This window comes from Nocardioides terrae (assembly GCF_900112345.1).
Lineage (GTDB): Bacteria > Actinomycetota > Actinomycetes > Propionibacteriales > Nocardioidaceae > Nocardioides > Nocardioides terrae.
In genome coordinates this window covers 45,217-60,289 of the sequence record NZ_FOLB01000001.1, presented here as the reverse complement: position 1 = coordinate 60,289, position 15,073 = coordinate 45,217, and the positions used below count along the sequence as shown (strand labels likewise).

The 15,073-nt window shown below is 72.5% G+C and carries 13 protein-coding genes; 9 read left to right on the top strand and 4 right to left on the bottom strand.

The features are described 5' to 3' along the window. Window positions 1–334 precede the first annotated feature (334 nt). Genes BM236_RS00325 through BM236_RS18790 form a run of 4 tightly spaced genes read left to right on the top strand, consistent with a single transcriptional unit; the run spans window position 335 to window position 3,809 of the window. Entirely contained in the window at window positions 335–1,282 is a 948-nt protein-coding gene (locus BM236_RS00325; RefSeq protein WP_091118933.1) for a hypothetical protein, read from the top strand. 21 nt (window positions 1,283–1,303) lie between these two features. Beyond that, window positions 1,304–3,178 (top strand): translation elongation factor 4, encoded by a 1,875-nt coding sequence (lepA, locus tag BM236_RS00320; RefSeq protein ID WP_091119873.1) that lies wholly within the window; start codon window positions 1,304–1,306, stop codon window positions 3,176–3,178. A 10-nt stretch (window positions 3,179–3,188) separates the two neighbouring features. After that, entirely contained in the window at window positions 3,189–3,626 is a 438-nt protein-coding gene (locus tag BM236_RS00315) for a DUF309 domain-containing protein (RefSeq protein ID WP_091118930.1), read from the top strand. 36 nt (window positions 3,627–3,662) lie between these two features. Beyond that, entirely contained in the window at window positions 3,663–3,809 is a 147-nt protein-coding gene (locus BM236_RS18790) for a hypothetical protein (protein ID WP_175507479.1), read from the top strand. 267 nt (window positions 3,810–4,076) lie between these two features. Here BM236_RS18790 and BM236_RS00310 read toward each other — a convergent pair whose 3' ends face one another. The 4 genes from BM236_RS00310 to BM236_RS00295 all read right to left on the bottom strand — a co-directional run bounded on the left by BM236_RS00310 (window position 4,077) and on the right by BM236_RS00295 (window position 6,009). After that, window positions 4,077–4,655, bottom strand: coding sequence for a GNAT family N-acetyltransferase (locus BM236_RS00310; protein WP_091118929.1), 579 nt, complete (start codon window positions 4,653–4,655; stop codon window positions 4,077–4,079). Continuing rightward, window positions 4,652–5,161 carry a cupin domain-containing protein gene (locus BM236_RS00305; protein ID WP_091118926.1) on the bottom strand — a complete coding sequence of 170 codons (510 nt, stop codon included), beginning with the start codon at window positions 5,159–5,161 and terminating at the stop codon, window positions 4,652–4,654. Before BM236_RS00305 ends, BM236_RS00310 begins: the two co-directional genes overlap by 4 nt. An 84-nt stretch (window positions 5,162–5,245) precedes the next feature. Beyond that, window positions 5,246–5,560 (bottom strand): transcriptional regulator, encoded by a 315-nt coding sequence (locus BM236_RS00300; protein ID WP_139229981.1) that lies wholly within the window; start codon window positions 5,558–5,560, stop codon window positions 5,246–5,248. Further along, window positions 5,557–6,009, bottom strand: coding sequence for a hypothetical protein (locus tag BM236_RS00295; protein ID WP_091118924.1), 453 nt, complete (start codon window positions 6,007–6,009; stop codon window positions 5,557–5,559). The genes BM236_RS00300 and BM236_RS00295 overlap by 4 nt, the downstream gene beginning before the upstream one ends. A 63-nt stretch (window positions 6,010–6,072) precedes the next feature. On the opposite strand from BM236_RS00295, the gene BM236_RS00290 reads away from it, so the two are divergent. From BM236_RS00290 to BM236_RS00270, 5 genes are all read left to right on the top strand, one after another. Then, window positions 6,073–6,981: an aminoglycoside phosphotransferase family protein gene (locus BM236_RS00290; protein WP_091118923.1), complete on the top strand. Its 909-nt coding sequence runs from the start codon at window positions 6,073–6,075 to the stop codon at window positions 6,979–6,981. A gap of 150 nt (window positions 6,982–7,131) precedes the next feature. Beyond that, window positions 7,132–8,988 carry an AMP-dependent synthetase/ligase gene (locus BM236_RS00285; protein ID WP_091118921.1) on the top strand — a complete coding sequence of 619 codons (1,857 nt, stop codon included), beginning with the start codon at window positions 7,132–7,134 and terminating at the stop codon, window positions 8,986–8,988. A 55-nt stretch (window positions 8,989–9,043) separates the two neighbouring features. Further along, window positions 9,044–9,751, top strand: coding sequence for a hypothetical protein (locus tag BM236_RS00280; protein ID WP_091118920.1), 708 nt, complete (start codon window positions 9,044–9,046; stop codon window positions 9,749–9,751). After that, the gene (locus tag BM236_RS00275) at window positions 9,748–11,304 is read left to right on the top strand and encodes a DNA polymerase Y family protein (RefSeq protein ID WP_091118918.1); all 1,557 of its coding nucleotides are present in this window, start codon (window positions 9,748–9,750) and stop codon (window positions 11,302–11,304) included. Before BM236_RS00280 ends, BM236_RS00275 begins: the two co-directional genes overlap by 4 nt. Next, entirely contained in the window at window positions 11,304–14,759 is a 3,456-nt protein-coding gene (locus BM236_RS00270; RefSeq protein ID WP_091118917.1) for an error-prone DNA polymerase, read from the top strand. Before BM236_RS00275 ends, BM236_RS00270 begins: the two co-directional genes overlap by 1 nt. Window positions 14,760–15,073 lie beyond the last annotated feature (314 nt).

Sequence of the window (15,073 nt, the reverse complement as noted above, 5' to 3'; positions counted from 1 at the left end):
CGAGATCGCGTACCGCCACCCGTAGCTGTGCTTGGTCCCCCCGATCAAGATCGGTCTACACCCGCGCACGCCGGGACGACAAGGTCACCGCCGGCCTCCGGCCGGGCTCAGCGAGCGGCCGGGTCCAGTGTCCGCGTGAACAGCGTCCTGCCCTCGACGTCGTTGAGCCGGACGGTCAGCTGCCTGGTGCCGGAGCACAGGAAGCGGATGTCGTCACGGCGGGCAACGCTCGGTGTTGGCCAGACGAATGCGGTCGGAACGGCGTGCGATGATCGGGCGATCCCGGCGGGTGACCGGTGACCGGCACGGTGGCGTGAGGGCGAGCGTGAGAACGATGGCGACGGCGGTGGCCGCTGCCCTGCTGCTCACCGCCTGTGGCGGGCGTACGACGCCCGCGGACCCTGCCCCGTCGGTTTCGCCGTCGGCCTCCGAGCGAGCGGCGCCTCCGGCCACGACCGCTCCCCAGACCTCTGCCACGACACCGCAGTCGACGGCGCCCTCCGCCGTGCTGCCCGACCCGCCGGTCACCATCCCCGACCTGCCCACACCCGTCGCGCAGGGGCCGGTCGAGGGCGCCGACGTGAGCTGGCCGCAGTGCCCGAAGGGCATGGGCATCCCGCAGAAGCGCTCCCAGGGCGCCCCGATGCCGCTCCCGTCGGCTCGCTTCGTGGTCCTCGGCCTGACCAACGGCCCCGGGTTCCACCCCAACCCCTGCCTCGCCGCGCAGGTCGCCTGGGTCAAGCAGCGCCACCTGATGGCCGGCGCCTACTCGGTGATCAGCTATCCGGAGAAGCGGCACTTCGACGAGTTCGGCGGTCAGGGCCCGTTCGAGGCGGGCAGCACCCTCGGCCGGCTGGCCAACATCGGCTACCAGCAGGCGCTCTTCAACATCCGGACCATGCAGGCGGCCGGGCTGGACGTCCCGGCCGTGTGGCTCGACGTCGAGCCGGTGAACGGGTTCGACTGGACGTCGGACACCGAGCGGAACGCCGCGGTCGTCCGCGGCGCCGCCAAGGCGTACGCCGACCAGGGGCTCACCGTCGGCGTCTACTCGACCGTCGCGCTCTGGCAGCGCGTGGTCGGGGACCTGCGGCTGAGCCTGCCGGAGTGGCGGGCGGCCGGCGAGACCGGCCGCGCGGAGGCGCTGCGGCGGTGCGGCGCGGACCGGATGTTCCAGGGCGGCGCGCCGATCCTCACGCAGTGGGTCGAGGACGGCCGCGACCGCGACGTGACGTGCCCGGGCGGGTCGACGTACCTGCCCCTTTGGTTCCACACCTACTGACAAGGGAGAATGGCGGCCATCATGACCGCACCGCAGCGCCACTCTCCTCGGCCGGGCCAGACCGATCCCGCGATCATCCGCAACTTTTGCATCATCGCGCACATCGACCATGGCAAGTCCACGCTCGCCGACCGGATGCTCCAGCTCACCGGGGTGGTCGACGAGCGCGCCGCTCGGGCGCAGTACCTCGACCGGATGGACATCGAGCGCGAGCGCGGCATCACGATCAAGAGCCAGGCCGTGCGGATGCCGTGGACCGCCAGCGAGGGCGACGACAAGGGCACCACCTTCGTGCTCAACATGATCGACACCCCCGGGCACGTCGACTTCACCTACGAGGTGTCGCGCTCGCTGGAGGCCTGTGAGGCCGCGATCCTGCTGGTCGACGCCGCCCAGGGCATCGAGGCGCAGACCCTCGCGAACCTCTACCTGGCGATGGGCGCCGACCTGCACATCATCCCGGTGCTCAACAAGATCGACCTGCCCAGCGCCAACGTCGAGAAGTACGCCCTCGAGCTGGCCAACCTCGTCGGCTGCGAGCCCGAGGACGTCCTCAAGGTCAGCGCCAAGACCGGTCTCGGCGTGGAGGTCCTGCTCAACGAGATCGTCAAGCAGACCCCGCCGCCGGTCGGCGACCCCGACGCACCCGCCCGCGCGCTGATCTTCGACTCGGTCTACGACACCTACCGCGGCGTGGTCACCTACGTCCGCGTCGTCGACGGCCTGCTCAGCCACCGCGACCGGATCAGGATGATGTCGACCGGGGCGGTCCACGAGATGCTCGAGGTCGGCGTGATCAGCCCCGAGCCGGTCAAGGCCGGCGACCTCGGCGTCGGTGAGGTCGGCTACCTCATCACCGGCGTGAAAGACGTCCGCCAGTCCCGGGTCGGCGACACCGTCACGAGCCAGCACAACGGCGCCACCGAGTCGCTCGGCGGCTACCAGCACCCCAACCCGATGGTCTACGCCGGGCTCTACCCGATCGACGGCGACCAGTACCCCGACCTGCGCGACGCCCTCGAGCGGCTCCAGCTCAACGACGCCTCGCTCACCTTCGAGCCCGAGACGTCCGGCGCGCTCGGCTTCGGCTTCCGTTGCGGCTTCCTCGGCCTGCTCCACATGGAGATCACCCGCGACCGGCTCGAGCGCGAGTTCAACCTCGACCTCATCTCGACCGCGCCGAACGTGGTCTACGAGGTCCTCATGGACGACGGCTCCCAGCTCACGGTGACCAACCCGAGCGAATATCCCGAAGGCAAGATCGCCGAGGTGCGCGAGCCGGTCGTGGACGCCACGATCCTCTCCCCGAGCGACTACATCGGGACGATCATGGAGCTGTGCCAGACCAAGCGCGGCACGCTGCTCGGCATGGACTACCTCTCCGAGGACCGCGTCGAGATGCGCTACACGCTGCCCATGGGCGAGATCGCCTTCGACTTCTTCGACCAGCTCAAGTCGAAGACCAAGGGCTACGCCTCGCTCAACTACGAGCGCTCCGGCGAGCAGGCCGCCGACCTGGTCAAGGTCGACATCCTCCTCCAGGGCGAGCCGGTCGACGCGTTCTCGGCGATCATCCACCGCGACGCCGCCTACAGCTACGGCGTGATGATGGCCGGCAAGCTCAAGGACCTCATCCCGCGCCAGCAGTTCGAGGTGCCGATCCAGGCCGCCATCGGCGCGCGCGTGATCGCCCGCGAGACCATCCGCGCGATCCGCAAGGACGTGCTCGCCAAGTGCTACGGCGGTGACATCACCCGCAAGCGCAAGCTGCTCGAGAAGCAGAAGGAGGGCAAGAAGCGGATGAAGATGGTGGGCCGGGTCGAGGTGCCCCAGGAGGCCTTCGTCGCCGCGCTGTCCACCACGCAGGTGTCGGGGGACAAGCCGGGCAAGAAGTAGCGTCGTCGGCGTGACTGCGCGCGATCGCGACCGAGCGGGCCGGCCCCGGCAGGCCCGGCCACGCGACGCGCTCGGGCGCCCGCTGCCCTACGGCGCGGAGGGCGTCGAGCCGGTGTCGGAGGAGCCGCTGCCGCCGCTCGAGACCGTCGCGGAGGCGCGTCGGCTGCTCGCGGAGGGCCGGCCGTTCTCGGCGCACGAGGTGCTCGAGGCCCGCTGGAAGGACTGCCCCGACGCCGAGCGCCCGCTCTGGCAGGGGCTGGCGCAGCTGTGCGTCGGGCTCACCCATGCCGAGCGCGGCAATCTCGTCGGTGCGCGGCGGCTGGTGGAGCGGGGAGCGGCACACCTCGAGGCGTACGACGGCCCGACGTACGGCCTCGACCTGGCGGCCGTGCTGCGGTGCGCTCGGGAGCGGACTGCCTGCAGCTCGAGGAGCACTCGGCCGAGTTGATGGCCGAGGTCGGGGCGGGCACCGTCGAGCGGGCCCGTGCCCCGCGATCGCGTCCGACGCGACGACGGCTCTCTGCTCTTCGCCGACCGTCATGTCGACCGGCCGAGCCACGAGACCGTCGAGCGGCTCGTGGCGGCGACGCTCAAGGACGCACTGGCGAGAAAGCTCGGACACGGCCGGTGAGCCCCACGCCGTCCCTACGACCCACTCGGCCCACCCGGCCAGACCGGGGACCACAACGACGCACCCCTGGACCGACACTCACACCGAGCCAAGACCCACCTCAACTACCAGGTCCAACAACTCGGCCCCGCCACCTACCTGGGGACCACCCCCACCGGCATGATCCGACTGGTCAACCACACCGGCACCCGTCCCCTCACCGAGGACGACGTCGACCTCATCCGACGCATCCACGCCGCCTGACCCACGCCTGCCGGACGGCTGCCCTCAGCGCAGGTCGAGCCGCATGAGGATGCGCGGGAAGCCCGCCAGCACCGAGCCGGTGTCGGCGGCCTTGGTGAAGCCGGCCCGCTCGAAGAGGCCGCGCGTGCCGACGTACGCCATGGTGAGGTCGACCCGCTCTCCCCGGTTGTCGACCGGGTAGGACTCGATCGCCGGGGCGCCGCGCTCGCGGGCATACGCGACGGCGCCCTCGACGAGCGCGTGCGCGATTCCCTGTCCGCGGTGGCCCGGCCGGACCCGGAAGCACCAGAGCGACCAGACGTCGAGATCGTCGACGTGCGGGATCTTCCGCGCCCGGGCGAAGCTCGTGCCGGAGCGCGGATGGAGGGCGGCCCAGCCGACGGGCTCGTCGCCGGCGTAGGCGAGCACGCCTGGCGGTGGGTCCTGCGCACAGAGCTCGCGCACCTTGGCCGCTCGTGCAGGCCCGCGCAGCGCCGTGTTGTCCTTGGAGCCGAGCCGATAGCTCAGGCAGAAGCAGACGTTCGACGTCGGGTTGCGCGGCCCCACGACCGCGGCGACGTCGTCGAAGACGACGGCCGGGCGCACCTCGAGGGGTGTCGTCACAGCCAGTAGTTGTCGTGGCGGAGGTAGAACTCGGCGAGCTCTTCCTCGGTCGGCTCGAAGCCCGGCTCCCGGAGCGCCAGCAGTCCCTCGAAGTAGCCCTCCCGCGGGGCGCCCGGCGTGAAGTGGAGCAGCATCGACGCCGGCTCGTCCGGCACGTTGCGGAAGCCGTGCAGCCCGCCGGGCGGCACGTGGACGAAGTCGCCCGAGCCGGCGGTGATCCACTCCTCGCCGTTGTAGATCCGGACCTGGCCGGTGAGCACGAAGAACGACTCCGAGACGGCCCGGTGGAAGTGCGGCCCCGGCCCGGTCTCCTCCGGCCCGAAGGTCCAGCGGTAGAGCCCGTAGTCGCCGTCCGTGGACGCACCCGTCGCGAGGTAGTCGACCTTCACGCCGTTCGGGTAGACCAGGTCGGGCTCGGCGGTGGCACGGCGCAGCGTCGCGGACACCTCGCCGTCCGGCGCGTCGTAGCGGTCGGCGGGATAGGGCTGGTACGGCGGGAAGGACATGCCGCTCAGCCTCCAACCCGATGGTGGAGCCGGTCAACGGAGTTCGGTCCGGAGCAGCGCAGCTCCACCGCACGGCCAGGGCGGTCAGTCCGCAGGCGCGCCGTCGAGGATCGCCTCGAGCGCGGCGCGGTGACGGGCGTAGGCCCTGCTGCCTCCGCGGGTGGCCTGGTACGTCGTCGCGCTGCCGCGGCCCCTGCCGCTCTTGCGCACGGTGACGTAACCGGCCGCCACCAGTGCCGCCATCTGTTTGGACAGGTCCGACTCGCTCACGCCGAGGTGCGCTCGGAGCGCGGCGAAGTCGGCGCCGGCCGACCGGCTCAGCAGGGCCATCGCCGCCAGTCGCTTCGGGGCGGTCAGGGCGGGGTCCAGCCCGTCGAGCGCGGAGGGGGTCTCGCTCATCCGAGCCGCTCGCGAGCGCGGTTGGCCGCCTCGGCGTACGCCCGCTCGTACCACCCGATCGCGACCGTGGTGGTGACCAGCGCGACGGCCGCACCGACCCAGCCGTCGACGGTGGTCACCAACACCCACGTCCCGATGACGATGAGAGCGGCAGCGACGACGAAGCCGACGATCGCTCCGCGGAACTCCCTCGGCGCCGCCCCGGTCGGCATGACACCGCCGCGGTGGCGCACATACCAGCGGACGAAGCCGATCTCGACAGCGACCAGCGCGAGAACAACCGCCACCCGCAGGTGGCTGTCGATCTCGCCGAACGCGAGCGTGACCAACGCGGCCCACACGCCGACTGCCGGCGGGTACCACCGCGGAGTCGGCGGGTAGTCGGTCCACGGAGCTGCTTCGGCGCGGTCCGCGTCACGCAAGGCCCTGCGCACCTCGTCACTTTCCATATCGGAAAGCTATCGAATGCTTTCCCGATCGGCAAGTGATCAGCTCTCTGGTGGGATGGGGGCGTGACGTTCACCCTCCCCGGCACCCTGCTGGCGTACGCCGACCGCGGACCGGACTGGGCGACGTGGCTCGACGGCCTGCCGGGCGTCGTACGCGGCCTGCTCGAGGAGTGGGAGCTGACCCTCGACGGACCGGCGACACACGGCCGGACCGCGCTGGTGATGCCCGTGCGGACCTCGGCCGGAGACGCGGCAGTGCTCAAGGTCGGCTGGCCGCACGGGGCGGCCGAGCACGAGGCGCTGGCCCTGCAGCGCTGGGGCGGGCGCGGAGCGGTGCGACTGCTCCGCGCCGACCCGCACCGCTGGGCGCTGCTGCTCGAGCGCCTGGGTGATGAGGACCTGACCGAGCACTGGGACCTGCAGGCGTGCGAGATCGTCGCCGGCCTCTACGGGCGCCTGCACGTCGCGGCGCCGCCGCAGCTGCGCCTGCTGTCGGCCCAGGCCGCTCGCTGGGTCGAGGAGCTCGGCGCCCTGGACCGCAGTGCGCCGGTGCCGCACCGGCTCGTCGAGCAGGCCAGGTCGCTGGCCCGCTCCTTCGCGACCGACCCGGCCACCGACGGCACGCTGGTCCACACCGACCTGCACTTCGCGAACGTCCTGGCCGCGGCCGAGGGCGAGGATGAGAGGGCGTGGCGGGCGATCGACCCGAAGCCGCTCTCCGGGGACCCGCACTACGAGCTCGCGCCGATGCTCCTCAACCGCTACGGCGACTACGCCGGGCGGCTCCGGGACGGCGTACGCGACCGGTTCTTCGCCCTGGTCGACGGTGCCGGGCTCGACGAGGACCGCGCCCGGGCATGGGTGGTGGTGCGCGCGGTCGTCAACGTCAAGGGCGAGCTGCTGGAGAGCGCGGCGCCGGACAAGGACTCGATCACCGCGAGCATCGCCGTCGCCAAGGCGGTCCAGGACTGACTCGACGGTGCGCCACAGCGAACTCCCGTGGATCGAGGGACTCGCCGCGCAGGCACGTGAGAAGGTGGACATCTCGGGACCTACCGCCAAGTAGGGAGGCCGTCTAGGGTCCTCTGCGACCCACGCGAGAAGAAGAGGAACACTTCCGACATGACCGCGCTCAGCACCGACACCAGCTTCTTGGACCACATGCAACCCAACGTGGCGGTCCAGTTCCTCGAGCGGGTGGCCGCCTCGCCGGACGGGGAGGCCTTCCTCTTCCCGCACCTCGACGCGGGTCACGACCACGGCCACGGCGAGGACGAGGGCGAGCACTGGCACTCCGTGACCTGGCGCGAGGTCGGGGAGCGGGTCACCAAGCTCGCCGCCGGCCTGATCAGCCTCGGCATCGAGCCCGAGCAGCGGATCGGCATCGCCGCGGGCACGCGCTACGAGTGGATCCTGGCCGACCTCGCCGTGATGTGCGCGGGCGCCGCCACGACGACCGTCTACCCGTCGACGAACGCCGAGGACACGGCGTACATCCTCAACGACGCCCAGTGCCGCATCGTCTTCGCCGAGGACGACGCCCAGCTGGCCAAGATCCTCGACGCCGACCTGCCCGACCTGGTCAAGGTCGTCACCTTCGACGGTCGGACGGACGGCGATCGGGTCATCAGCCTCGAGCACCTCGAGGAGATCGGCGCGGTCTTCCTCGGCGACCACGGCGACCTGATCGAGCAGGTCGCCAAGGGCATCGCGCCCGACCAGCTCGCGACGCTCGTCTACACCTCGGGCACCACCGGCCGCCCCAAGGGCGTGCGCCTGCTGCACCGCGCGTGGGTCTACGAGGGCGCCTCGATCAAGGCGCAGAACATCCTCCACGAGGACGACCTCCAGTTCCTCTGGCTGCCGATGAGCCACGTCTTCGGCAAGGTCCTGCTCTCGGTCCAGCTCGAGATCGGCTTCCCGACCGCGGTGGACGGCCGGGTCGACCGGATCGTCGACAACCTGGGTGTCGTGCGCCCGACCTTCATGGGCGCCGCCCCGCGCATCTTCGAGAAGGCCCACGCCAAGATCGTCACGATGGTCGACGCCGAGGGCGGTCTGAAGAAGACGCTCTTCGACCGGGCCTTCGCGGTGGGCCGGAAGTACGACGCCCTGGTGGCCGCCGAGCAGAACGTCCCGCTCGGCCTGCAGCTGCAGCACACGCTCTTCGACATCCTGGTCTTCCGCAAGATCCGGAGTCGCTTCGGCGGCCGGGTGCGCTTCTTCATCTCCGGCTCCGCGGCGCTCAACCCCGACATCGCGCAGTGGTTCAACGCCGCCGGCATCCTCATCCTCGAGGGCTACGGCATGACCGAGAACGCCGCCGGCGCGACGGTCAACCACCCCGAGCTCAACAAGATCGGCACCGTCGGCCCCGCGCTGCCCGGCAGCGAGGTGATGATCGGCGAGAACGACGAGGTCCTCCTGCGCGGCCCGCACGTGATGGCCGGCTACCACAACAACCCCGAGGCCACCGCCCAGGTGCTGACCGAGGACGGCTGGCTGCACACCGGTGACAAGGGCGCGATCGACGCCGACGGCTACCTCACGATCACCGGCCGGATCAAGGACGTCTTCAAGACCTCCGGCGGCAAGTACGTCTCGCCGGCCCAGATCGAGGCGAAGTTCAAGGCGATCTGCCCCTACGCCAGCCAGTTCCTGGTCTTCGGCGCCGAGCGGAACTTCGCCGTCGCGCTGGTCTCGCTCGACCCCGAGGCGATCGTCGAGTGGGCGGCGGCCAACGGCCTGGAGGGGAGGTCCTACGAGGAGATCGTCGTCTCCGAGCAGGCCCGTGCGATGGTCAAGGGCTACGTCGAGGAGCTCAACACCAAGCTCAACCGGTGGGAGACCATCAAGAAGTGGGAGATCCTCGAGCGGGACCTCACCATCGAGTCCGGGGAGCTGACCCCGTCGATGAAGGTGAAGCGCAACGTGGTCGAGGCCAACGAGAAGGAGCGCCTCGCCGCGTTCTACGCTTGAGTTTCCACAGGCCTCTCCACTTGCGTCGTTCGAACAAATGTTCGACCATTGAGGAGTGGCATCACCGACCCTGCTGAACCCCGCTGAGCGAGCCGAGCAATCCGACAAGCGGGCCCAGATCGCCGGCCTGCGGGAGCGGATCAGCCGTCTGCAGGGTCGCCCCGGCGAGGCCGCGCGACCGCTCGACACCCACCCGGCGCTGGCCGGGATCGTGCAGCTGCGAGCGGGCGGCACCTACGCGGTCGCGCCCGAGCACGGCGGCGCCGGGCTCGCCCTCGCGATGCTGGCCGGGCCCTCGGCCGTCGGGGGCTGGGGCGCGGTGGTCGGGATGCCCGACTTCGGCGTCGAGGCGGCCGCCGGGCTCGGCGTACGCCTCGACCGGACGGTGCTCGTCCCCGACCCCGGGAGCCTCTGGCTCGAGACGGTCGCCGCCCTGGTCGACGTGGTCACGGTCGTCGTGGTGCGGGCGCCCGGTCGGGTCACCGAGGCGCAGGCGAGCAAGCTGGCGGCACGCCTGCGCACCCGCGAGGCGGCGCTCGTCTCGCTGGGGGCGTGGCCGCGCGCCGACGTACGCCTCGCCGTGGAGACGCCGCGCTGGGCCGGCGCCGGCCGTGGTGAGGGTCACCTGCGGGCGCGGCAGGTGACCGTCGCCGTCCAGCGCGGCACGGCCCCGCCGCGGCGGACCGAGCTGTGGTTCCCCGACGGCGAGCTCAGGCTGCGGCACGCCGAGGCGCCCGTCGTGGACGTCCGGGACGTCGGATGAGCCCGCGTGTGCTCGTCGTCTGGTGCCCCGACTGGCCGGTGGTCGCGGCTTTGCGCGCACTCGCGCTGCCCGCCCACCTACCGGCCGCTGTCTTCGCCGCCAACCGGGCCGAGACGGTCAGCCGGAGCGCCCGCGAGTTCGGCGTACGCCGGGGGATGCGGCGTCGCGACGCCCAGTCCCGCTGCCCGGAGCTGGTCGTGCTCGACGCCGACCCCGACCGCGACGCGCGCGCGTTCGAGGAGGTGCTGGGCGCGCTCGAGGAGCTGCGACCGGGGGTGGCGCCGCTGCGGCCGGGGCTGGTCGCGCTGCGCTCACCGGGCCGGTTCTACGGCGGGGAGAGCGAGGCCGGGGCGGTGCTCGCCGAGTGCGTGACGGCGATCGGGATCCGCGACGTGCGGGTCGGCGTCGCCGACGAGCTGTTCACCGCTGAGCAGGCCGCCCGGACCGCGCCGGTGCAGGAGAGCGTGATCGTGGCGACGGGGGAGTCCGGCGCATTCCTCCGGCCGCTGCCGGTCGAGGCGCTCGACGAGCCCGAGACGGTCAGCCTCCTCCGGCGGCTCGGGCTCACCAGTCTCGGCGACCTCGCCGCCCTGCCCGCGGCCAGCGTGGCTGGCCGACTGGGCCAGCGGGCCGCTTGGGTGCACGGCGTGCTCCACGGCAGCGGTGCCCGGCCGCTCGACACCCGGACCCCGCCGCCGGAGCTCGCGATCCACGTCGACTTCGAGCCACCACTGGCCGACGCCGAGGCGGTCTGCTTCAGCACCCGCCGGACGGCCGAGACGTTCGTCAGGCAGCTCGGCGAGCGGCAGCTGGTCTGCACCGACGTGCTCATCCAGGTCTCCACCGACCACGGGGGAGACGGCGAGATCGCCTCGGAGCGGCGCTGGCTGCACCCGCGCTGGTTCACCTCCGCCGACCTGGTCGACCGGCTGCACTGGCAGTTGATCGGGTCGCTCAGGGCCGGCGACGTCCGGTCGCCGGTGACCCGCGTCCGGCTGACGCCCGCGCAGGTGGTCGCCGAATCGGTGCACGCCGAGGGGCTGTGGGGCGGCACCGACAGCCGGGTGGAGCGGGGCATCGCCCGGGTCCAGGGCATGCTCGGCCCGGAGGCGGTCGTGGCCCCGGTCCTGCAGGGCGGCCGGTCGCCGGCCGAGCGGCAGGCGCTGGTCCCGTGGGGCACCCGCGCGACGGCGCTGCGGCCGCGCGAGCTGCCCTGGCCGGGCAGCATCCCGCCGCCCTACCCCGCCCGCGTGCTGGCCGAGCCGTGCCGCGCCGCCGTCGTCGACCCGGCCGGACGGCCGGTGGTGGTCGGCCGGCGTGGCGCGGTGAGCGCACCCCCGGCGCGGTTCCGGCCGGGCGACTGCGAGCCCGGGGAGGGCTGGCTGACCGTCGCCGCGTGGGCCGGCCCGTGGCCGGTCGAGGAGCTGTGGTGGGAGCCGGGCGGCGGCCGCCGGGTGGCCCGCTTCCAGCTGGTCGCCACCGACGGCCGGGCCTGGCTGGCCACCTTCGACGACACGCTCGCCGGCTGGGTCACGGAAGCGGCGTACGACTGATGGGCTGGAACAACCCCGCCATCCCGTGGAAGGAGCTCGAACGCAGGCTGTCGGCCAAGCCCGGCAGCGACGACGCGCCGATCTCCCGCAAGAAGCGACTCAAGGGCATCGACGTGACGCCGCCGGAGCGGCCCGGGACGCCCTACGCCGAGCTGCACTGCCACTCGGCGTTCAGCTTCCTCGACGGGGCCAGCGGCCCGGCCGAGCTGGTCATCGAGGCGATCCGGCTGGGGCTGCACGGACTGGCGATCACCGACCACGACGGGTTCTACGGCGCGCCGCTGTTCGCCGAGGCGGCCCGGCTGCACCCGGCGGCTCCGCGGACGATCTACGGCGCCGAGCTCTCCCTCGGCCTGACCACGGCGCAGCTCGGCGTCGCCGACCCCGGGGCCGACTCGGGCGGCAGCCACCTGCTGGTGCTCGCCCGCGGCGTGGCCGGCTACCACCGGCTGGCCGCGGCGATCACCGACGCCCAGCTGCGCGGCGACGAGAAGGGGCGCCCGGTCTACGACCTCGACGAGCTCGCCGAGCGGGCCGCCGGTGACTGGCTGGTGCTCACCGGCTGCCGCAAGGGCGTCGTCCGGCAGGCGCTGGCCCGCCGCGACCCGGCCGGCGGGTCGCGGGCCGCCGCCGAGGCCCTGACCGGCCTGGTCGACCGCTTCGGCCGCGACAACGTCGCGGTCGAGCTCTCCGACCACGGACTGCCGCTCGACTCGACCCACAACGACCTGCTCGCCCAGCTCGCCGCCGACGCCGGCCTGCCCACGGTCGCCACCAACAACGTCCACTACGCCACCCCCGAGCGGCACCGGCTGGCCGACGCGATGGCCGCCGTCCGCGCCCGGCGCAGCCTGGCCGAGATGGCCGGCTGGCTGCCCGCCGGGTCCGCCCACCTGTGCACCGGCGACGAGATGGCGGCCCGGTTCGCCCGCTTCCCCGGAGCCGTCGCCCGGAGCGTGACCCTCGCCGACGAGTGCGCCTTCGACCTGCGCACCGCCAAGCCGGAGCTCCCCAGCCGGGGCATCCCGGCGGGGGAGACCGCGGCCAGCTGGCTGCGGCGTCTCGTCGCCGACGGCTTCGTCGAGCGCTACGCCGCGGCCAACCCGGACGACCCCGCGTTCGTGCAGCGCGCCCGCGAACGGGTCGACCACGAGCTCGAGGTGGTGATCCGCAAGAACTTCCCCGGCTACTTCGTGATCGTCCACGACATCGTCGCCTTCGCGCGGTCCCGGGGCATCCTCTGCCAGGGCCGGGGCAGTGCGGCGGCCAGCGCGATCTGCTACGCGCTGGGCATCACCGCGATCGACCCGGTCTTCTACCGGCTGCCCTTCGAGCGGTTCATCTCCGAGCACCGCGAGGAGGAGCCCGACATCGACGTCGACTTCGACTCCGACCGGCGCGAGGAGGTCATCCAGTGGGTCTACGACACCTACGGCCGGCACAACGCCGCCCAGGTCGCCAACGTCATCGGCTACCGACCCAAGATGGCCGTCCGCGACGCCGCCAAGGCGCTCGGCTACTCGCCCGGCCAGCAGGACGCCTGGTCCAAGCAGGTCTCGAGCTGGACCAACGTCGAGGCACCACCGGACGCGGGCGTCCCGGACGGCGTGCTCGACCTGGCGCAGGAGTTCCACGGAGCGCCGCGCCACCTCGGCATCCACTCCGGCGGGATGATCCTCACCGAGCGGCCGATCGGTGAGGTCTGCCCCATCGAGCGGGCGCGGATGGAGAAGCGGACCGTGCTGCAGTGGGACAAGGACGCCTGCGAGTTCATGGGGCTGGTGAAGTTCGACCTGCTCGGGCTCGGCATGCTCGCCGCCCTCGACCACCTGATGAGGATCGTCGCCGAGCACCTCGGGGAGCGGTGGGAGCTGGCGACCATCCCCAAGGAGGAGCCGGCCGTCTACGACATGCTCTGCCGGGCCGACTCGATCGGCGTCTTCCAGGTCGAGTCACGCGCGCAGATCGGCACCCTGCCGCGGCTGCAGCCGCGCTGCTTCTACGACCTGGCCATCGAGATCGCGCTGATCCGGCCCGGCCCGATCCAGGGCGGCGCGGTGCACCCCTACGTCCGCCGGGCCACCGGCCGCGAGCCCGTGGACTACGCCCACGAGCTGCTCGAGCCGGTGCTCGAGCGGACCCTCGGCGTACCCCTCTTCCAGGAGCAGCTGATGGAGATGGGCCGGGTGCTCGGCGACTTCTCCGCCGACGACGCCGACCTGCTGCGCCGCGCGATGGGCTCCAAGCGCGGCGTCGAGCGGATCGAGTCGCTCAAGGCACAGCTGCTGAAGGGGATGCGCGACAAGGGGATGGAGGAGGACGTCGCCCATGCGACCTACGTCCAGATCCTCTCCTTCGCCAGCTTCGGCTTCGCAGAGTCACACTCGCTGTCCTTCGCCAAGCTCGTCTACGCCAGCTCGTGGTTCAAGCTGCACTACCCCGGCGCCTTCCTGGCCGGGCTGCTGCGGGCGCAGCCGATGGGGTTCTACTCCCCGCAGTCGCTGGTCCAGGACGCCCGCCGGCACGGGGTGGACGTACGCCGGCCCGACCTGCTCCTCTCGGGGGCGATGTCCGACCTCGAGCCGCTCGCCCCTTCCGCTGGTCGAGTAGCGAGCGCCAGCGAGCGGATCGGGACCATCGAGACCGGCGGCCACGACGCGTGCCTCCGCGACCACCCCGAGAAGACCGCCTGGGTGCCCGGCACGCCCGACCCGACGCCGGAACACCGCCGTGACGGCGCCTTCGCGGTGCGGCTCGGGCTCGACTCGGTCCGGGGGATCGGCACGGAGACCGCCGAGCGGATCGTCGCCGCGCGCGACGAGCGGCCGTTCGCCGACCTCGCCGACCTCTCCCGACGGGCCCGGCTGACCCGCGAGCAGCTCGAGGCGCTCGCGACGGCGGGTGCGGTGGAGGGCCTCTCGAGACGCGAGGCGCTCTGGGTGGCCGGCTGGACCGAGTCCGCCGACCAGCTCCCCGGGACCGCCCCGGTCGTCGAGGCGCCGCCGCTGCCGGAGCTCGACGAGGTCGAGCTGACGCTGGCCGACCTGTGGGCGACGGGGACGACTCCGGACGGCCACCCCTTCGCCCACCTGCGCGCCCAGCTGGCCGGAAGCGGCGTGCTCTCCATCGGCGACCTGGCGTCGGTCGAGGGCGGCCGGCGGGTCACCGTCGCCGGGCTGGTCACCCACCGGCAGCGGCCCGCGACGGCCGGCGGTGTCACGTTCCTCAACCTCGAGGACGAGACCGGCATGCTCAACGTCATCTGCACCGAGGGACTCTGGCGGCGCCACCGCAAGATCGCCGTCTCGTCCTCCGCGATGCTCGTCCGCGGCATCCTCGAGCGCAGCGACGGGGTCACCAACCTCGCCGCCGACCGGCTCGCCAGGCTCGGCGAGGTCGCCCCGAGCGCCGACGCCGCGCTCGCCGCCCGGCACCGGTCCCGCGACTTCCGCTGACCGCTCCGGGCGTGCCCGGCGGGTCTGCGTACCAATCGTGGCTGGTGGAGCTGTTGGGGGCGTGTGGCGCATCATTGGCCACGCCTGTCCCGATCGGTACGCCGGCGGCCGGCTCCGCGTACCAATCGTGGCTGGTGGAGCCGTTGGGGGCGTGTGGCGCATCATTGGCCACGCCTGTCCCGATCGGTACGCCGGCGGCCGGCTCCGCGTACCAATGGTGGTTGGCGAGGCCGAAGGGATCGCCTAACGCAACACCCGGCACTCTGACCCCGATCGGTACGCAGCCGACAGATAACGGTCCAACGCGCAGCCCA